Below are 18,599 nucleotides of genomic sequence, written 5' to 3'. Positions count from 1 at the left end.
GAGAGTCATTATTTCACGATTTCATAGCAAGGTTCGTATGCAGTTCCGCCCGGCAGCTTCATTCGATGCTGTTTTACAAAGCCTTGAAGGAGAATATCCATACGCTTCATAATATCGCTATCGCCATGAATTTTGAACGGACCCTGTTTTTCTATCGCTTTCATACCGACTTCTTTCACGTTACCAGCAACAATTCCAGAGAATGCACGACGTAAATCAGATGCCAGTTTCTCTGGTGCTTGGCCTGGATGTAGGCTCAAGGATGCCATATTTTCATGGGTAGGTTCAAATGGATGCTGTAAGTCATGGGCAATTTTAATCGACCAGTTGAAGCTATAGGCATCACCGGTATTTCGACGGTTTTCTTTTACCGCAGACATGCCTTTTTTCATGACTCGAGCAACTTCTTGCGGGTCATCGATAATGATTTGGTAATGTTGGCAAGCTTCATCGCCTAAAGTATGGCGAATAAAATCATCCAGAACAGTGAAGTATTCCGCACTCTCTTTTGGTCCCGTGAGAACCAGCGGTAATACTTGCTCGCTGTTTTCTGGATCCATCATAATGCCTAATAGATACAGTAATTCTTCCGCAGTCCCCACACCACCCGGAAAAATAATAATTCCGTGAGCTAACCTGACAAACGCTTCAAGACGTTTTTCAATGTCAGGCATGATAATGAGTTCATTAACCAATGGGTTAGGTGGCTCAGCAGCGATAATAGATGGCTCAGTTAAACCAATAAAACGGCTGTCTTTATAACGTTGTTGAGCGTGGCCTACTGCGGCGCCTTTCATTGGGGCTTCCATCGCTCCGGGGCCACAGCCTGTACAGATATTGAGTTCTCGTAACCCTAGCTCATTACCCACTTTGCGACCGTACAAATATTCGGTTTCATTGATGGAGTGTCCACCCCAGCAAACGATCATATTTGGATCTTCATCAATGTGCAGTGCGCGGGCATTACGCAGTATGGAGAAGATCATATTGGTGAGATGGATACCGTTTTCTAGGTCAAGATGGAACTGTTTTTGAGCCGTATTGATTTGCCCGTGGACAAATAAAATATCGCGTAAAACGGCGAATAAGTTCGCTTGCAATGAACGAATGATTTTTCCGTCAACAAACGCTTTTTCCGGTGGGTTGATTAACTCGAGCTTAATACCACGCTCTCTGCGTAATATATTGATATCAAAGCCAGCGCTTTTCTCTAATAACTCTTTGCTGCTATCCGTTAAGCTACCAGAATGTAGAACCGCTAAGGAGCAGTTTCTATATAGCTGATATAAGTGGCTGCTAGCGGTCCGCTTCAGCATATCCACTTCAAGCTGAGATAAGAGATCCATAGATCCTAATGGACTAATATGAGTAATCAAGTAACACTCCTTTGCCCTATTGGGCCTTGACGTGTGAATTACATGAAAAATGGTTTGAAAAGCATTTTCTTCAATTACACTAATTTTCAATTAAGTAGGTACTTATTGCCGTGCTAAACGCCCCATATCAGGGGTAAATTGTTCATTACTGCGCCATGGATTAATATCTAAGCCGCCTCGTCGTGTATAGCGTGCATAAACACTGAGTTTTTCTGGATTACACAGCGCAGTTATATCATTGAATATTCGCTCAACACATTGCTCATGAAATTCATTATGATGACGAAATGAGACAAGATAACGTAATAGAGCTTCACGATTAATTTTTGAACCGCGATAGTGAATCTGTACAGAACCCCAGTCTGGCTGGTTGGTTATCAAGCAATTTGATTTCAATAAATGGCTGACGAGTGTTTCTTCGACCAATAAGGGTTGTGTGCTATCGACTAAATATTGGCGGTTAAATTCATAGTTATCGATATCAATATCTTGATCATCAATACATTCTCCATGGAATTGATGAATGCTTTGCTGAGTGAAATCATCGAGCTTATAAAGTGTAACCTTAACACCACCATTAGCACAGTAGCTTAAGTCATTTTGCAAAACGCTTCGCACATTTTCCCACGTTTCAAAACGAGTCTGATTGAAACTGTTGAGGTACAGCTTAAAACTTTTCGATTCCACTAAGTTTTCACTTGTTGCATCAATACTCACCGAACCAATCGCAACCTGTGGAACTCCACGATGATTTAGCCATGACAACTCATATAAAGTCCAAATATCGGCGCCATGGAATGGGAGTGCATTTGCATGAATATCCAAGGGATCACGATTCAAGCTACGAGGAACGGCTTGTAATAGGCTTGCATCATATTGATCGTGGTAAGCTGTTTTTTTCCCAAGGGTTAAATTATCGAGAGCCGGATTGTTTTGGTAGTGTGGCATAAAGGTCCTTATCTTTCAGACGATATTTTTTCTGAAAACTAAAAAATTGTGCGCATTTTATTCGCCTTGAAACTTCTGTCATAATACCACTTATCGATAATATTGACGTCTGCCAATTTAAATTGGTTTAAATAACGTTATTTCTCATAGTTGCTAAATAATGAATACAATAATTTCTGATTTAATTAAAGATTTTACCTTGCAGTATGTTTCAAAATGGCAAGAAGTAACCGGATTTCCTCCAGAGTCGAGTGACCTATATGGTGTCCCTTCTCCTTGTATTGTTCGAACCGGGGAGGATGTGGTTTATTGGGAGCCTCAGCCATTTCCTTTAGAGGAAAAAAATTTAAGCCGAGTTGCAGCCGCGTTGGATATCCAATTGCAAGATGATATCCATGCATTTTATACCTCTCAATTTGCCGGGGATATCAGTGCGACATTTGAAGATATTCATCTCAATTTACTGCAAGTTTGGAATGAAGATGATTTTATTCGCCTGCAAGAAAATCTTATTGGTCATTTAGTTACCCAAAAACGACTTAAGCTATCTCCAACGTTATTTATCGGGACATTAGATTCTGAGCTAGACATGATTTCTATGTGTAATTTGACCGGAGAAATTATTTTGGAAAAATTTGGTAGTAAGGAACGGCGAGTACTTGCAACAAATCTTGCGAGCTTTATTCAACAACTGAAGCCTGCACTATCATCTCAGGGGTAAGAGATAAAGGACGAAAGTCTGTAAGCCTAAGCCTACAATTTAGCTAAGCTATCGCTTAATTATTTTTAATTTCAGTGAAATGATAATTATTTCACTTTTAATTTCATGGCGTTACTATCAATTTAAGATTTCGCCGTTATTTATTAGATAGTTTAGTTTGAAGAGCTAGGTTGTTTCATTAATGGATTTAATACATTCTTAGCGGGCTGGACAGGGTAAGTTTGTTTGGCTTTTTATACATAAAAACAAGGTAATGGATAACCTAGCAGATTAAATTGATCCGCTAAATTGTTTTGACAGGATGTTAGACGGCAGGATGTCGTTTTGCAGGATGCAAGTTGGTAAATAGATAAGTAGCCAGTTAGGTTTTAACTGGCTACTTTTTTTATCATTGATGGTCTATTGAACGAGAGTTTTGGTTCAACGATTCGATAATACTCTGGGACATCGCTTCCCGTAGGGCTTCACGTTTACGAAATTCAGAACGGCGTTGGCTTTTGACTGATTCAATATCGCGAGTAGGTTCTTGCAATGGAAGTTGGTACCAACCATCAGAAGTTAAGCTTGCCCCACACTCTTCCCAGAAAGTGTTATAGCTTGATTTTAAATGTTGGCTTTTAATATGGCTATCATTCGAAATCCCTTGGATTGATTTGACTTGGAAAAAGGCAGCAACAGCATAGATTGCCGACATGAGAAGGTTTTTAGGTCTCATCGCATGCATTTGTTTCGTGATAGATTTTACTTGTTCCACACTCTGTTCCGTGGAAGGCCCTTGCAAAGAGCACACATACAGCTGACCTTTCTCACCAAATGAAAAACTCATTAGATAAATTTCGTCACCCAGTTCATTAAGTAGATGAACAGAAAGGTCACCCTCTCGTGGATACTGGGAATAAATCAGTTTTAATTGAGCAAAATCGCCGGATTTAAGTTCGATATTAGCGATGGTTAATCCTGAGCGATTATTTGAAAACATCGCTTCAATAGCTTCTGGTTTGAATGTTTTCTCAATTAAATCGAGAGTGTAACTTGCTGTGAGTAATTTCTGTTTTCCACTCCAAGCTTTATGCAGGTATTTATTAATTGGGCGCTCAATAAAGTGAGGAACACCATCAATCACTGCCGCTAGTCGAGAACTTTGGTAATTTTCACACATCGATTGATACTGCTGATATTCTTGCGAAGGCAGCTTGGCAATTCGGATCTTTCTTTTTAATTCTACATATTTATTAGTGAAAGATTTCCACGTCTTATTTTGCTGACGCCACTGCTTTAAGAGTCCCATAGATAAACCATTTTTATGTTAAGAATGAAAAAATCCAATCATTTAGAAAAACATTTGATAATAAATGCTGAATGTACAATGAAAGATAAACAAATATAAATTGTTTTAATAAAAGAGAGTAAAGGGTATAAAAATATCCATCTTTATCTGGAATATTGTTTTTTATTATGGTCAGCCCCATTTATTGTGTATCGCCCCATCTTTTCGACAGAATTGTGCAATAAAATCCAGTATATTTTGAATTATTACAGTTAAATAGGTTTTAGTATGAATATCGAACAACGCATCTTAGAGAAATTAGAGCATCTAGAAGCTGAGATGAAAGCCCAATCTTTATGGGATGAAGTTCCGCCAAGCCCTGAAGCATTTGAAAGTGTGGAACCTTTTGCGATAGATACAATGGAGGCCGCACAGTGGTTACAATGGATCCTAATCCCTCGTTTGAATGAAATGATTGAGCAGGGAGCAACATTGCCGAGCAATTTTGCGATTGCCCCTTATTTTGAAGAAGTTTACAAAGATGATGAAGATGGCAAGTTTATTGCGTTTCTTGACCATTTACGTGAGCTCGATAGCTATTTTCAGTTTACTGTAACAGGCGGATAATTCATGTTAGAGATTATCTATCAAGATGAGTTCGTCGTTGCCGTCAATAAACCCGCAGGTATGTTAGTTCACCGTAGTTGGCTTGATAGCAAAGAAACCGTTTTTGTTATGCAGACCTTGCGGGATCAAATTGGTCAGCATGTTTATCCCATTCATCGTCTTGATAGACCCACATCTGGGGTTCTATTGTTCGCCTTATCGAGTGAGGTCGCAAGATTATTAGCGGAGCAATTTGAACAACATAAGATGGAAAAAACGTATCATGCTGTTGTACGCGGATATGTGACAGATGCCCAACGATTGGATTATCCACTATTAGAAGAGCTGGATAAAATAGCAGATAAACATGCTTCTAAAGAGCCGAAATTGCAGGATTGTGTGACGCATTATCGTCCACTGGTAACCGCTGAATGCCCTGTTGCTATTGGGCGCTATGAAACCTCTCGTTTTAGCTTAGTAGAGCTTAAGCCAGAAACTGGGCGTAAGCACCAACTTAGACGCCATATGTCCCATTTGCGCCATCCAATCCTGGGTGACAGTAAGCATGGAGATCTACGCCAAAATCGTGGGGTTGTTGAGCATTTCGGTGTATCACGCTTAATGTTGCACGCTAGCCAACTTGTATTTATTCATCCCATAACAGAAGAACAAATATCGTTGGTTGCATCTTGGGATGCACAATGGTTATCGCTCATTGAACAATTTGGGTGGCTAGATACGGTCAAAAGTTTAGATATTAACGTTATCAATCATGCAATTTGATAAGTTTTAATAGAGGGGAGGTATTATGTCAAAGGTGGGTATTTTTGTCGGAACTGTGTATGGAAATTCGCTGGCGGTAGCTGAAGTTGCTGAAGAAATTTTAGCGCAACAAGGCCACGAAGTGGTGGTTTTTGATGAGCCAACATTAACGGACTGGCAAAGTTATAATGCAGGGGATGGCGTTGCATTAGTGGTGACATCCACCACTGGACAAGGGGACTTACCAGACACAATTGCGCCTCTATTTTATGAAATTAAAGATGTATTAGGTTATCAGCCTGAGCTGAAATATGGTTTAGTGGCGTTGGGTGATAGTAGCTACGATAATTTTTGTGGGGCAGGAAAGCAATTTGATGAGTTGCTAGCAGAACAATCTGCCAGTCGTCTCGGTGATATTTTGTATATTGATGCAACAGAAGTTGATGCACCGGAAGAGTTTGCTAAGCCGTGGGTACAAGCCTGGGGTGATTTACTCTAAATTTTTGCACCGTAAATGGCGATCTTTCTATCAGATAAAAACGATCCGATTTATGGCTATTTACGGTGCAGTGGATTGGTTATTACTTGCGAGTCAGTTTTTCCAAATCCGCTTCAATCTCAGCAATCTTATTTGAAACAACATGTTCTAAATGACGTAAATCATCGAGAATTTTGTGTTTTAAATCGATATCTGGTTGATCGTTTTGACAAATTTGATCAAGTTCTTCAATTGCATAACGTAGATTTGTATTGATCTCGTTAATTTCTTTGAAGTTATTGCTTCCATCGGTTGCAGCAACAGTTTTACGCTGGCGTGGATATTTAAATTTTACGCTTTTAGCGAAAAATTCACCTTTATCTTTGCGAAAATAAATTTTTAAAATATCGTTGTTAGCTTCTTGGCGCAGGGAATAGCGGTCGATATCTTGTGGGTTACTGATACCTAAACTCTTCAAATTGTCGTACATGTTAGCTCGCTTAATTGTAAGGGACTGAGTCGATAAACAAGGCGGTCTCTTGATCACGTTTTTACTAAACCATATTTGCTTATAAAGCGATTAGTTACAAAATAACTATCTAATCATAGCAGTTTATTGATAACGGTTAGTAAACTCTCGGTCATATTATGCGCGATTTCTCTCATTTGACCAACCTCTGTTTGTAATAAAAAACGCTATATTACTGGTGTTATTGATATATAACAGGAAGGCTCTGGCTGGTTGGCGTAGGTGTTTATGCTTAAAGGGAGGATTTTTTTATTATGAAACCATGTAGCACTTGGCTACCCGATTTGCATACGGGTATGCGCTTCGGGGTAGCTTCGCGTTATCACCTTATCACATTAAAAATGTAAGGGGAGGTGAGTGAGACGAGAACAATAGAATAGATTACTCGTCAATGCTTCTTAATAATTCATTGATACCAACTTTACCGCGAGTTTTTTCATCCACTTTTTTCACGATCACGGCGCAGTATAGGCTGTAGCTTCCATCTTTAGATGGGAGGTTGCCAGAAACGACGACGGAGCCCGCTGGAACGCGACCGTAGAATATTTCGCCGGTTTCACGGTCATAAATTTTGGTACTTTGCCCCAGATAAACGCCCATTGAAATGACGGAGCCTTCCTCAACAATCACGCCTTCAACGACTTCGGAACGAGCGCCGATGAAGCAGTTATCTTCGATAATAGTTGGGTTGGCTTGTAATGGCTCCAGAACACCACCAATACCAACGCCACCTGATAAGTGAACATTTTTACCGATTTGAGCACATGAACCAACAGTTGCCCATGTATCAACCATTGTTCCTTCGTCAACATAAGCCCCAATATTGACATAAGATGGCATTAATACGCTGTTTTTAGCGATATAAGCCCCTTGACGCACGGCTGCCGGTGGTACGACACGAAAGCCTTCACGTTCAAAACGTGCTTTATCGTAATCTGCAAATTTCATTGGTACTTTATCGAAATAACGACTTTCAGCACCTTCAATCACTTGATTATCATGAATACGGAAAGAGAGCAGAACGGCTTTTTTTAGCCACTGATGGGTCACCCAGACGCCTGCAATTTTTTCTGCTACACGCAGTTTTCCGCTATCTAATAGAGCAATAGTGTCCATCACTGCTTGTTTCACCGCAGGGGAAACTGTATTCGGCGTAATAGAGGCTCGATCTTCAAATGCTTGTTCAATAATCGCTTGTAATTGCTGCATTAATTGTATTTCTCCTTTAGTTCGAATGCTTTCAGGTAAAAAGTGCCTTCAATAGGTTGGCACTATAATTTATCCTTCGATTTAATAGCTTCTGTCAACCTTTCTGACAACTCTTGTTGCATATTTTTACATAAAGCTTTGTGGTCTTTATCTGCAAGAACAAAAAAGTCTTCGGCTTTTTCGCCAATAGTCGTGATCCGTGCACCGTATAGTGAAATTTCCATTTGGGCAAAAATGTGACCTATTTTGGCTAACAATCCCGGTTGATCGAGGGCAAATAATTCCATATAGGTACGCCGTTCATTATTGGAATGCAGAAAATTCACTTTAGTTGGCACACTAAAATGACGCAATTTAGCGGGGATAGAGCGGGATTTTGGTTGCTGGACTTCGGGTTGTTGAATGGCCAACAACAACGCTTTGCGGATAGGATCATATCTATCTTTAGCGAGAGGCGCACCATTCGGTTCTAAGACCACAAAGGTATCCATTGCCATATTGTCTTTGTTGGTGAAAATTTGTGCGCTATGAATACTTAAATTGCGTCTATCTAATTCACTCGCGACTGCAGCAAATAGATGCGATTTATCATGGCACCAGATGAAAATTTCGGTGCCACCATGTTTTGATTGAGTACTGATTAATACTAGCGGTTTAGCAAGGTCGTGCTGTAAAAGATGATTAGCGTGCCAAGCTAGCTGTGTTGGGGTATGACGTAGAAAATAATCCGCATGACAACGAGACCATAATCCGTTGAGTTTCTCTTCATCAGAGGGGGAGAGCCGTAACAATGATAACGCTTGGTAGCGATGGTGACGTATGCGCTCACGTAGATCGGGTGTACTCTGCATGCCTTGGTTTAGCTGGTGCTCCGTAGATAAATAGAGTTCACGGATCAGGCTCTGTTTCCAACTATTCCAAAGCGTGCTATTCGTGGCACAAATATCAGCAACAGTTAAGCACATCAAATAGTTAAGGCGAGAGGTCGATTTGACATCTCCCGCAAATTGTTTGATCACATCGGGATCTTGGATATCTCTGCGTTGAGCAGTTACTGACATCAATAGATGTTTTTTTACCAGCCAAGCCGCAAGTTCCGCTTCTTTGGTTGTACAGTCATGCTGTATCGCAAAATCATATACAAATTCAGCTCCAAGATCTGAGTGATCACCCGAACGCCCTTTAGCGATATCATGAAACATGGCCGCTAAGCGTAGTAATTCAGGTTGTAGAATTTTGGGGTACACACTCACACAAAGAGGATGTTCTCGGCGATTCTCTTCTTGGGTAAAGCTGTCTATTTTTTGCAGTACCCGAATAGTATGCTCATCCACGGTATAGGCATGAAATAGGTCAAACTGCATTTGACCTACAATATTGCTCCAATACGGTGTGTAGGCACTTAGAACACTGTGCAGGTGCATAGGGACAAATGCACCTTTAATGGCTCTCGGATGACGTAATATTTTAAGAAATAAGCGTCGAGCCTCGGGAAGTTCGCATAGTGGAATCTCAAGGTTTCGTCTGGCAAAACGAAGCTGACGTAACGTGGTGGAATAAATTCCCGTGATATTTGGGTAGCGAGCCATTTGATAGAACATTTTCAAGATGCTTTCTGGCTGCTTGATAAATAGCATTTCATCAATCACGTCGATCAAAGTGCCGCGTAGCTGGAAATTTTCATCAATAGGGCGCGGTTTTTCATCCGGATTTAAGGCAAGAATGGCTTCATCGAATAGCTGCAAGAGCATCTGATTCAATTCTCGTACTCGGCGAGTAACGCGATAGAAATCTTTCATCATACGCTCGACGGGTTGATTTTTATCCCCATCGTAGCCTAAGGCGCGCGCAACACTAAATTGGCGATCAAATAATAGGCGGTTATCGTAGCGTTTGACTTCTAGATGCAAGGCAAAACGGACTTTCCATAAAAAAGTGAGGCACTCTTTTAACTCTTGGCGTTCTTCCTCGGTTAGGAAACCAAAGCCAACCATTTCATCAACGGTGGTAGCACCAAAATGACGGCGACCAACCCAGAGCAAGGTATGCACATCTCGCAAGCCTCCGGGACTACTTTTAATATCGGGTTCTAGATTATAACTGGTACTGTGATAACGCTGATGGCGTTCTTGTTGTTCTTCAATTTTGGCAGCAAAAAAGGTGGCTGAAGGCCAAAATTCATCACTAAAAATAGTTTTTTGTAATGTCAAAAATAGGGTGATATCGCCACAAATTAGGCGTGACTCAATCAGGTTCGTCGCGACGGTTAAATCTGCTTTACCTGCTTCGATACATTCTTCGAGTGAGCGGACACTATGCCCAATATCAAATCGTAGATCCCAGAGGAATGTGATGAATTGACCCACTTTGGTGGCAATCTCATCAGGTAAAGGTTGTTGACTGAGTACCAAAATATCAATGTCAGATAATGGATGAAGTTCGTGGCGACCATATCCTCCGACGGCGATGAGTGACATATCGGCGTATTGATCAAACTGGTAGGCTTGCCATAGCTTGGTTAATAAGGCATCAAGATAGTCGCTACGAGCATGTATTAAATCCGCAACATTTTGGCCTTGGTGAAAGGCGGTTTCTTGGCACGCATCAAATTGGTCAACGTGTTGCCGTAATGTTGATAACTCGAGATCGGAAGGGTGAAATAGGGTTGGTGATAGGTAGCTGTTTGAAGGTGCCGTCATCATTCTCTGTCCGTGTTGATAGCCATACAGAAATTATGACCAGCTTACGTTTTTTCTGGAAGGATGAACAGAGAAACAAGCTCCCCAATAAGAGGAGCTAAGAAGATGATTATTCGTTGATAAGAACCGCTGAGATAAATGGCTCTTCTTCTTTACGTAGTGTCAGAATTTCACAGCCATTATCAGTAACCACTAAAGTATGTTCATACTGTGCGGATAAGCCTCTATCTTTGGTTTTTACCGTCCAGCCATCTTTCATAGTACGAATACGGTAATCCCCAGTATTAACCATAGGCTCAATAGTGAATGTCATCCCTTTTTGCAGAATTACACCGCTGTCATCTGCGTCATAGTGCAGAACTTGCGGCTCTTCATGGAAACCTTTACCAATACCATGGCCGCAGTATTCGCGAACGACAGATAGGTCTTGTTTTTCAACGAATTCTTGGATGGCTTTACCAATGGTACGTAAACGGATCCCCGGTTTTACCATGCGAATAGCGAGGTAGAGGCTTTCTTGTGTCACTTGACACAGGCGCTCGCCTTGAATGGTAGGTTTACCTACGATAAACATTTTTGAGGTATCGCCGTGGAATTCATCTTTAATAACGGTCACATCAATGTTTACTACGTCTCCATCTTTCAGAATTTTATCGTCACTTGGAATACCGTGACAGATAACATCGTTGACAGAGATACAAACGGATTTTGGGAAGCCATGGTAGTCAAGGCAGGCTGGGATCGCTTGTTGTTGCTCAACAATGTGTTTGTGGCACAGACGATCAAGTTCACCTGTACTGACTCCCGGCACTACATGCGGAGCGATCATCTCTAACACTTCAGCTGCTAGTCGACCAGCAACACGCATTTTCTGAATATCTTCTTCAGTCTTAATAATAATAGCCATGAGTTCAGTCCATATATGTCCGCAAGAATTTGCGACATGTTAAATAAAGGCGGTTGAAATGGGCAATTGTTGCGACATTTTTACCATTGATAGCGGTATGGTAACAGTCACCGCATTTTCTGCCAACTATCTACCAAATAGTAGGAGATATGTTGAGTTGCCAACCAAGGCCTAAAGGGTAAGCCACATGGCTATCTCAGTTTGTTCAAATTGAGCCTTTTGTAGCACAAATTGCAAAAAATGAGTTTCTCAATTCGAATAAACCCATTTTTTAGATTATAGTTTAGGTATTGTTTTGTTGTACCACTAAATTAGACCATCACTCCGGTGATATCACGACACCATATTCGATTTTTATCAGCGAAAAAAGCAACAAATATTGGATTGCAACTCTGTTTTATGGTATAAAGCGCGCCGGCAATCCATATTTTTCTTCTTATCTCATTTGGGTGTTCATTTTTGAGCGCTAGGTGCAGATCTCAGGTTCAAGTGGATTAGCGTAAACTCAAACTCAATTGTGTAATAACACACACGGATCGGCACGTGCACCGGGGTGCTCTTATGCGTTTAGACGCAGCTTTAGAGTCGGTAGCATGGGATTCGTGGAGGCATAACCCCAATTACTTATATTCAGAGGTATAAAATGGCAACTGTTTCCATGCGCGATATGTTACAAGCGGGCGTTCACTTTGGTCACCAGACTCGTTACTGGAACCCAAAAATGAAACCTTTCATTTTCGGCGCTCGTAACAAAGTTCATATCATCAACTTGGAAAAGACTGTTCCAATGTTCAACGAAGCTCTGGCTGAGTTGACTAAAATTGCTTCTCGTAAAGGCAAAATTCTGTTTGTTGGTACTAAACGTGCTGCAAGCGAAGCCGTTCAAGAAGCTGCTAACAGCTGTGACCAGTATTTCGTAAACCATCGCTGGTTAGGCGGTATGCTGACTAACTGGAAAACTGTTCGTCAGTCAATCAAACGCCTGAAAGATCTGGAAATTCAGTCACAAGACGGTACTTTCGACAAACTGACCAAGAAAGAAGCGCTGATGCGTACTCGTGAACTGGTTAAGTTAGAAAACAGCTTAGGCGGTATCAAAGATATGGGCGGTTTACCTGACGCTCTGTTCGTTATCGATGCAGACCACGAACACATTGCTATCAAAGAAGCTAACAACTTGGGTATCCCAGTTTTCGCTATCGTTGATACTAACTCTGATCCAGACGGTATCGACTTCGTTATCCCTGGTAACGACGATGCAATCCGTGCAATCAAACTGTATCTGGGTGCTGTTGCAAACACCGTTCGTGAAGGTCGTTCACAAGATCTGGCTGTTCAAGCAGAAGAAAGCTTAGTAGAAGCTGAATAATAAGGCAAAAGCCCTTATTAACCAGGTATTGCTATATATTGGTTAGAAGGGGCCTACTAGGCCCCTTTTGTTTCTGTGAATCAGAACTATCCTTGCGAGGAAAATCTCGCGAGGCATATCGAGGAATAAATCACATGTCTGGAATTACCGCTGCATTGGTAAAAGAACTGCGCGAACGTACTGGCGCAGGTATGATGGAATGTAAAAAAGCACTAGTTGAAGCTAATGGCGATATCGAATTAGCAATCGACAACATGCGTAAATCAGGTCAAGCGAAAGCAGCTAAAAAAGCAGGCCGTGTTGCTGCTGAAGGCGTTATCCTGACTGAAGTTTTCAATGATGGTAAAACTGGCGCGTTGATCGAACTGAACTGCGAAACTGACTTCGTTGCTAAAGATGCTGGTTTCCTAGCATTCGGTAAAGAAGTATTAGCATCAGTTGTTGCTGATAAAAACGCTGACATCGATGCTCTGAAAGCAAAATTCGAAGAAGCTCGTACTGCTTTAGTTGCGAAAATTGGTGAAAACATCAATATTCGTCGCGTTGCAATTCTGGAAGGCGCACAAGTAGGTAGCTACCTGCACGGCGCACGTATCGGTGTTCTAGTTGCCGCTGAAGGCGCAGATGAAGAACTGCTGAAGCATATCGCTATGCACATTGCTGCAAGCAAGCCAGAATATGTAACCCCAGACAACGTTCCAGCTGATGTTGTTGCTCATGAGCACCAAATTCAGTTAGACATCGCAATGCAATCTGGTAAACCACGCGAAATCGCTGAAAAAATGGTTATCGGTCGCATGAACAAATTTACTGGCGAAATTTCTCTGACTGGCCAGCCTTTCGTAATGGATCCAAGCAAATCTGTTGGTGACTTACTGAAAGAAAAAGGTGCTAAAGTCACTAACTTCATCCGTTATGAAGTAGGTGAAGGTATCGAGAAAGTTGAAACTGACTTTGCAGCAGAAGTTGCTGCAATGAGCAAGTAATCAACTAAAAGGGCCGCCAATTGGCGGCCTTTCTTTAATACACTTTATATTTCAAGCTACATGTGCGCTAGCTTCGTTTAACTTGAACTATTTTGTGTAATATTGATATAAAATGAATTTTCGTCATATAGGGTTATTGATAACTCTATATATGTAACTCCAATAATTACCTGTTAGGACACAACTCATGGCAACCAATGCAAAACCCGTTTATCAGCGAATTCTGCTTAAGCTAAGTGGCGAAGCTCTACAAGGCGCAGAAGGTTTTGGTATCGATGCTAGCGTTTTAGATCGTATGGCTCAGGAAATCAAAGAACTTATAGAACTGGGTATACAGGTCGGTGTGGTTATTGGTGGTGGTAACTTGTTCCGTGGTGCGGGTTTAGCACAAGCTGGCATGAACCGCGTTGTTGGCGACCATATGGGGATGCTGGCAACAGTGATGAATGGTCTTGCAATGCGAGATGCGCTGCACCGAGCATATGTGAATGCAAGATTAATGTCTGCAATTCCACTGAATGGCGTGTGTGATAACTATAGCTGGGCTGAAGCTATTAGCCTGCTACGTCATGGCCGTGTGGTTATTTTTTCTGCGGGAACAGGAAATCCATTCTTCACAACGGACTCAGCAGCATGCTTACGCGGCATTGAAATTGAAGCTGATGTTGTATTGAAAGCCACAAAAGTTGATGGCGTATACTCTTCAGATCCTGCTAAAGACCCTGATGCCGTTCTGTATGAAAATTTGAATTATCAAGAAGTCCTTGAGCGTGAATTGAAAGTTATGGATTTAGCTGCATTCACTCTGGCTCGCGATCACAACCTACCAATTCGTGTTTTTAACATGAATAAGCCAGGTGCGTTACGTCGTGTTGTGATGGGCGAGAATGAAGGAACTCTGATTTCTCACAATTAATACTCAGAGACATGGTCTGAGTTTAAATGTATTATCTAAAGTAAATTCAGACAATTTAAGCGAGGCTGCTTTGCGGCCGTTAATAACAAGTTCTTAAGGGTTGATAACGTGATTAACGAAATCCAAAAAGATGCTCAAGACCGTATGGAAAAGAGCCTTGAAGCACTAAAAAGTCAAATCAGTAAAATTCGTACTGGTCGTGCGTCCCCAAGCCTGTTAGATGGCATCGTAGTTGAATATTATGGTTCTGCAACACCTTTACGCCAACTAGCGAACGTGACAGTTGAAGACTCTCGTACATTAGCAATTTCTGTATTCGATCGCTCTATGTCTCCAGCGATTGAGAAAGCAATTATGGCGTCTGACTTAGGTCTGAATCCATCATCAGCAGGTACAGTAATCCGTGTTCCACTCCCAGCGTTGACTGAAGAACGTCGTAAAGACTTAATCAAAGTCGTTCGTGGTGAGGCAGAGCAAGGTCGTATTGCTATTCGTAACGTCCGTCGTGATGCTAACGATAAAGTTAAAGCTTTACTGAAAGATAAAGAAATCAGTGAAGATGATGAACGCCGTTCTCAGGATGATATCCAAAAGCTGACTGATAGTTTTATCAAGAAAGTTGATGAGGCATTAGCGCAAAAAGAAGCGGAGTTGATGGAGTTTTAATCCATCTTGATAATAAAGCCATCTGAACACATTTTTTAAAAGTGTGCTTTAGCATGGCTTTATTATTTATCATTTCTATTAAACAATCCTTTCTTATCTCTAAGCTGATATAATCTCAGTATTGAATTAATACAGAGTATCTGATCACTATGAAACGTCTTACTATCCTGGGTTCTACAGGTTCAATCGGTACAAGTACACTTTCTGTTGTTCGCCAAAATCCTGAAAAATTTCAAATTGTTGCTTTAGTTGCAGGTAAAAATGTGGCTGAAATGGCTAGCCAGTGCCTAGAATTCAATCCAAAATATGTTTCGATGGCAGATGAACACGCAGCAAAGGAATTACGCATTATTCTGACCGAAAATAATTGTAAAACTGAAGTGTTATCGGGTCGAGAATCTGCGATTGAGCTAGCTGGGTTAGATGAAGCTGATCAAGTTATGTCGGCTATCACGGGTGTTGCAGGTTTATTACCTACTTTGGCGGCGATCCGTAAAGGAAAAAGAATATTATTAGCGAATAAAGAGTCACTGATCACTAGTGGACGTTTATTCTTTAATGCGATTCGTGAACATAATGCAACGGTCTTTCCTATTGATAGTGAGCATAATGCAATTTTCCAAAGCTTACCTACCGAGATTCAATTAAATTTAGGCTTTGCAGATCTGACCAAGTCGGGTATTTCCAGCATCGTATTGACCGGATCTGGTGGCCCATTTAGAGATACAGCATTATCTTACCTAGATAATGTGACGCCTGATGAAGCGTGTAATCATCCTAATTGGTCTATGGGGCGTAAAATTTCGGTCGATTCAGCGACAATGATGAATAAAGGCTTGGAATATATTGAAGCTTGCTATTTCTTCAATGCTAATGAAACACAGATGGAAGTCATTATTCATCCTCAGTCTGTGATTCACTCAATGGTGCGTTATCGGGATGGTAGTGTTATCGCCCAGCTAGGAACGCCAGATATGCGTACACCTATTTCTTACAGCATGGCCTATCCTCAACGTATTATCTCAGGTGCAAAAGCATTAGATTTTACAACGTTATCTTCATTAACATTTGTTGAACCTGACTATCAACGCTATCCTTGCCTAAAATTAGCTATTGATGCCTGTCACCAAGGCCAAGCGGCAACAACGGCACTGAATGGTGCGAATGAAATTACGGTTGCAGCTTTCTTAGAAGAAAAAATCCGTTTTACGGATATCGCAAAAATTAATCGTAAGATTATGGATAAACTTCATTTTTCGGAACCAGCATCCATTGATGAGGTCTTAGAAATCGATGCTTGTGCTCGTCGTGAAACAACTCAACTCATTTCTCAAGAATTTTAATCTTGATATGTGATTTATTTAGTTGCTGATAACTATAATATATCTTTAATATGTGTGGCTATGTTGAAAAATAGAGACAATATCAGCAGTCTTCAAATTAAAGGATGTGTCTTATCAGCAAATGTAATCATAAGCGTTATGATTGAGCCGGATTTCCAAGTAGTACAGACAAGGATTAACATTTAATGAACTCTAGTGGTGAAAATCTCTCTGAATCTATGATGCCGAAGCATGTTGCTATCATAATGGATGGTAATGGACGATGGGCTAAACAGAGAGGAAAATTCAGAATTACTGGTCATCGAGCAGGTGTTGAATCTGTACGTAGTTCTGTGCGTTTTGCGGTAAAGAATAAAATTAGTTCACTCACTCTTTACGCATTCAGCAGCGAAAACTGGAAACGACCAGAAAAAGAAGTGAGTTCGTTGATGGATCTGTTTGTTTTTGCATTAGATAACGAAGTTAAAAATCTCCATAAAAATAATGTAAAACTCAAAATTATTGGTGATGTTAGCCGTTTTAGTGAAACGTTAAGAAAAAGAATTGATAAAGCGGAAGCGTTAACTGCAGACAATACGGGTTTACAGCTAAACATCGCAGCAAATTATGGTGGTAGATGGGATATTGTTAACAGCGTCAAACAAGTTTATGGCAAAGTCAGTCGTGGTGAGCTTTCTATCGATGATGTGGATGAATGTGCAATTAGTCAGCATATTTGTATGCATGACCAAGAAAATGTAGATTTGGTTATTCGTACAGGTGGAGAACACCGCATTAGTAATTTTTTATTATGGCAAGTCGCTTACGCAGAGTTTTATTTCACTAACGTGTTATGGCCAGATTTTGATGAGACAGTATTTCAGAGTGCAGTGGATGCTTTTAGTCAACGTGAGCGTCGCTATGGTGGGGCTGAATCAGATGACGAACTCGTCAAATAAAAGGGGATGGATGTGCTGAAGTATCGTTTACTCACTGCGGTAATTTTAATACCTATTGTTATCGCAGCTTTATTTTTACTTTCTCCGGCTAATTTCGGGTTTGTTGTCATTGCAGTCTGTGCATTGGGGGCATGGGAATGGGCTCAGTTCGCAGGGTGGCATTCACAAGCTAAACGTATTGGTTTAGCGGCCGTATTCGCAGTGGTGTTGTTGGCGATTCAATTTTCTTTACCTGACATGACCATGCTAACCCATGAGCCACTTATTCTGTATGGCTTATGGGCCGGACTGATCTGGTGGGTCGCTGCGATTTTACTTGTCGTGACTTATCCAGCTTCTGCCTCATGGGGCAAGTCTATCATTCTTCGTTTATTATTTGGCGTGTTAACGATTGTTCCATTCTATTGTGGAATGATGGTGTTAAGAACTATTGGTTATCAAAGTGATAGCTCATTTGGTGCGTGGTGGCTTTTATATGTCATGTTGTTAGTTTGGGGCGCAGATTCTGGTGCTTATGCATTTGGGCGCACCATCGGACGTAATAAAATGGCGCCAAAAGTATCGCCAGGTAAAACATGGGAAGGATTGATTGGTGGTTTAATCACTGCGGGCATCATCTCATGGTTATTTAGTTTATATGCCCCAATCCCTGTCATGCCAGATTATTTACTAGTGACATCAATTATTGTTGTTGTAGTATCTGTATTTGGCGACTTAACCGAAAGTATGTTTAAGCGTCAATCTGGTATCAAAGATAGTAGCCATTTGATTCCGGGGCATGGTGGAATTCTTGATAGAATTGACAGCCTGACAGCCGCAATTCCGGTATTTGCAGGGCTGAATTTGTTAGTTTTTAACGGTTTTGGTCTTTAGGAATAT

At 41.0% G+C, this 18,599-nt stretch carries 18 protein-coding genes; 11 read left to right on the top strand and 7 right to left on the bottom strand.

Annotation, left to right across the window (positions count from 1 at the left end; all coding sequences use genetic code 11):
* Positions 1–8 precede the first annotated feature (8 nt).
* On the bottom strand, positions 9–1,376 hold the full coding sequence (ppnN, locus tag PROVRUST_RS07040; protein WP_039854705.1) for a nucleotide 5'-monophosphate nucleosidase PpnN: 1,368 nt from the start codon (positions 1,374–1,376) through the stop codon (positions 9–11).
* 102 nt (positions 1,377–1,478) lie between these two features.
* Positions 1,479–2,324, bottom strand: a complete 846-nt coding sequence (gene queF, locus PROVRUST_RS07035) for an NADPH-dependent 7-cyano-7-deazaguanine reductase QueF (protein WP_006814058.1) — start codon at positions 2,322–2,324, stop codon at positions 1,479–1,481.
* Between the two features lie 160 nt (positions 2,325–2,484).
* Here queF and syd point away from each other — a divergent pair, with 160 nt between their 5' ends.
* Complete coding sequence (gene syd / locus PROVRUST_RS07030) at positions 2,485–3,045, top strand: SecY-interacting protein (RefSeq protein ID WP_006814057.1); 561 nt, start codon at positions 2,485–2,487, stop codon at positions 3,043–3,045.
* Positions 3,046–3,433: 388 nt separating this feature from the next.
* Here syd and PROVRUST_RS07025 read toward each other — a convergent pair whose 3' ends face one another.
* On the bottom strand, positions 3,434–4,333 hold the full coding sequence (locus tag PROVRUST_RS07025) for a VirK/YbjX family protein (protein WP_006814056.1): 900 nt from the start codon (positions 4,331–4,333) through the stop codon (positions 3,434–3,436).
* Positions 4,334–4,600: 267 nt separating this feature from the next.
* On the opposite strand from PROVRUST_RS07025, the gene PROVRUST_RS07020 reads away from it, so the two are divergent.
* From PROVRUST_RS07020 to PROVRUST_RS07010, 3 genes are read left to right on the top strand one after another with little or no spacing between them, the layout of a single operon-like run.
* A complete protein-coding gene (locus PROVRUST_RS07020) occupies positions 4,601–4,939 on the top strand; it encodes a YqcC family protein (protein WP_006814054.1) in 339 nt (112 codons plus the stop codon).
* Positions 4,940–4,942: 3 nt separating this feature from the next.
* Entirely contained in the window at positions 4,943–5,701 is a 759-nt protein-coding gene (gene truC, locus PROVRUST_RS07015; protein ID WP_006814053.1) for a tRNA pseudouridine(65) synthase TruC, read from the top strand.
* Positions 5,702–5,726: 25 nt separating this feature from the next.
* Entirely contained in the window at positions 5,727–6,179 is a 453-nt protein-coding gene (locus PROVRUST_RS07010; RefSeq protein ID WP_006814052.1) for a flavodoxin, read from the top strand.
* Between the two features lie 82 nt (positions 6,180–6,261).
* On the opposite strand, the gene PROVRUST_RS07005 is transcribed toward PROVRUST_RS07010, so the two are convergent.
* The 4 genes from PROVRUST_RS07005 to map form a co-directional block, all read right to left on the bottom strand.
* Entirely contained in the window at positions 6,262–6,648 is a 387-nt protein-coding gene (locus PROVRUST_RS07005) for a DUF3461 family protein (RefSeq protein ID WP_006814051.1), read from the bottom strand.
* Positions 6,649–7,068: 420 nt separating this feature from the next.
* A complete protein-coding gene (gene dapD / locus PROVRUST_RS07000; protein ID WP_006814050.1) occupies positions 7,069–7,896 on the bottom strand; it encodes a 2,3,4,5-tetrahydropyridine-2,6-dicarboxylate N-succinyltransferase in 828 nt (275 codons plus the stop codon).
* Positions 7,897–7,958: 62 nt separating this feature from the next.
* Positions 7,959–10,598: a bifunctional uridylyltransferase/uridylyl-removing protein GlnD gene (glnD, locus tag PROVRUST_RS06995; RefSeq protein ID WP_006814049.1), complete on the bottom strand. Its 2,640-nt coding sequence runs from the start codon at positions 10,596–10,598 to the stop codon at positions 7,959–7,961.
* Positions 10,599–10,704: 106 nt separating this feature from the next.
* Positions 10,705–11,502 carry a type I methionyl aminopeptidase gene (map, locus tag PROVRUST_RS06990; RefSeq protein ID WP_006814048.1) on the bottom strand — a complete coding sequence of 266 codons (798 nt, stop codon included), beginning with the start codon at positions 11,500–11,502 and terminating at the stop codon, positions 10,705–10,707.
* Between the two features lie 643 nt (positions 11,503–12,145).
* Here map and rpsB point away from each other — a divergent pair.
* The 7 genes from rpsB (at position 12,146) to cdsA (ending at position 18,593) form a co-directional block, all read left to right on the top strand.
* On the top strand, positions 12,146–12,871 hold the full coding sequence (rpsB, locus tag PROVRUST_RS06985; protein WP_006814047.1) for a 30S ribosomal protein S2: 726 nt from the start codon (positions 12,146–12,148) through the stop codon (positions 12,869–12,871).
* 134 nt (positions 12,872–13,005) lie between these two features.
* The gene (tsf, locus tag PROVRUST_RS06980) at positions 13,006–13,857 is read left to right on the top strand and encodes a translation elongation factor Ts (RefSeq protein ID WP_006814046.1); all 852 of its coding nucleotides are present in this window, start codon (positions 13,006–13,008) and stop codon (positions 13,855–13,857) included.
* 187 nt (positions 13,858–14,044) lie between these two features.
* Entirely contained in the window at positions 14,045–14,773 is a 729-nt protein-coding gene (gene pyrH, locus PROVRUST_RS06975; protein WP_006814045.1) for a UMP kinase, read from the top strand.
* 108 nt (positions 14,774–14,881) lie between these two features.
* The gene (gene frr, locus PROVRUST_RS06970) at positions 14,882–15,439 is read left to right on the top strand and encodes a ribosome recycling factor (RefSeq protein WP_006814044.1); all 558 of its coding nucleotides are present in this window, start codon (positions 14,882–14,884) and stop codon (positions 15,437–15,439) included.
* A gap of 149 nt (positions 15,440–15,588) precedes the next feature.
* A complete protein-coding gene (gene ispC / locus PROVRUST_RS06965; protein ID WP_006814043.1) occupies positions 15,589–16,782 on the top strand; it encodes a 1-deoxy-D-xylulose-5-phosphate reductoisomerase in 1,194 nt (397 codons plus the stop codon).
* Between the two features lie 185 nt (positions 16,783–16,967).
* Positions 16,968–17,720 carry a polyprenyl diphosphate synthase gene (gene uppS / locus PROVRUST_RS06960; protein ID WP_006814042.1) on the top strand — a complete coding sequence of 251 codons (753 nt, stop codon included), beginning with the start codon at positions 16,968–16,970 and terminating at the stop codon, positions 17,718–17,720.
* A 6-nt stretch (positions 17,721–17,726) separates the two neighbouring features.
* Positions 17,727–18,593 carry a phosphatidate cytidylyltransferase gene (gene cdsA, locus PROVRUST_RS06955; protein WP_006814041.1) on the top strand — a complete coding sequence of 289 codons (867 nt, stop codon included), beginning with the start codon at positions 17,727–17,729 and terminating at the stop codon, positions 18,591–18,593.
* Positions 18,594–18,599: the final 6 nt, after the last annotated feature.

It is taken from the genome of Providencia rustigianii DSM 4541 (genome assembly GCF_000156395.1).
Taxonomy (GTDB): domain Bacteria; phylum Pseudomonadota; class Gammaproteobacteria; order Enterobacterales; family Enterobacteriaceae; genus Providencia; species Providencia rustigianii.
Note: the sequence above shows the minus strand (reverse complement) of the source record. Positions and strands in the feature narration are given on the sequence as shown.

Bases quoted from the DNA above. Each gene is read 5' to 3' on its own strand.
- queF (WP_006814058.1), bottom strand. From the start codon at position 2,324: ATGCCACACTACCAAAACAATCCGGCTCTCGATAATTTAACCCTTGGG.
- syd (WP_006814057.1), top strand. From the start codon at position 2,485: ATGAATACAATAATTTCTGATTTAATTAAAGATTTTACCTTGCAGTAT.
- PROVRUST_RS07025 (WP_006814056.1), bottom strand. From the start codon at position 4,333: ATGGGACTCTTAAAGCAGTGGCGTCAGCAAAATAAGACGTGGAAATCT.
- PROVRUST_RS07020 (WP_006814054.1), top strand. From the start codon at position 4,601: ATGAATATCGAACAACGCATCTTAGAGAAATTAGAGCATCTAGAAGCT.
- truC (WP_006814053.1), top strand. From the start codon at position 4,943: ATGTTAGAGATTATCTATCAAGATGAGTTCGTCGTTGCCGTCAATAAA.
- PROVRUST_RS07010 (WP_006814052.1), top strand. From the start codon at position 5,727: ATGTCAAAGGTGGGTATTTTTGTCGGAACTGTGTATGGAAATTCGCTG.
- PROVRUST_RS07005 (WP_006814051.1), bottom strand. From the start codon at position 6,648: ATGTACGACAATTTGAAGAGTTTAGGTATCAGTAACCCACAAGATATC.
- dapD (WP_006814050.1), bottom strand. From the start codon at position 7,896: ATGCAGCAATTACAAGCGATTATTGAACAAGCATTTGAAGATCGAGCC.
- glnD (WP_006814049.1), bottom strand. From the start codon at position 10,598: ATGATGACGGCACCTTCAAACAGCTACCTATCACCAACCCTATTTCAC.
- map (WP_006814048.1), bottom strand. From the start codon at position 11,502: ATGGCTATTATTATTAAGACTGAAGAAGATATTCAGAAAATGCGTGTT.
- rpsB (WP_006814047.1), top strand. From the start codon at position 12,146: ATGGCAACTGTTTCCATGCGCGATATGTTACAAGCGGGCGTTCACTTT.
- tsf (WP_006814046.1), top strand. From the start codon at position 13,006: ATGTCTGGAATTACCGCTGCATTGGTAAAAGAACTGCGCGAACGTACT.
- pyrH (WP_006814045.1), top strand. From the start codon at position 14,045: ATGGCAACCAATGCAAAACCCGTTTATCAGCGAATTCTGCTTAAGCTA.
- ispC (WP_006814043.1), top strand. From the start codon at position 15,589: ATGAAACGTCTTACTATCCTGGGTTCTACAGGTTCAATCGGTACAAGT.
- uppS (WP_006814042.1), top strand. From the start codon at position 16,968: ATGAACTCTAGTGGTGAAAATCTCTCTGAATCTATGATGCCGAAGCAT.
- cdsA (WP_006814041.1), top strand. From the start codon at position 17,727: ATGGATGTGCTGAAGTATCGTTTACTCACTGCGGTAATTTTAATACCT.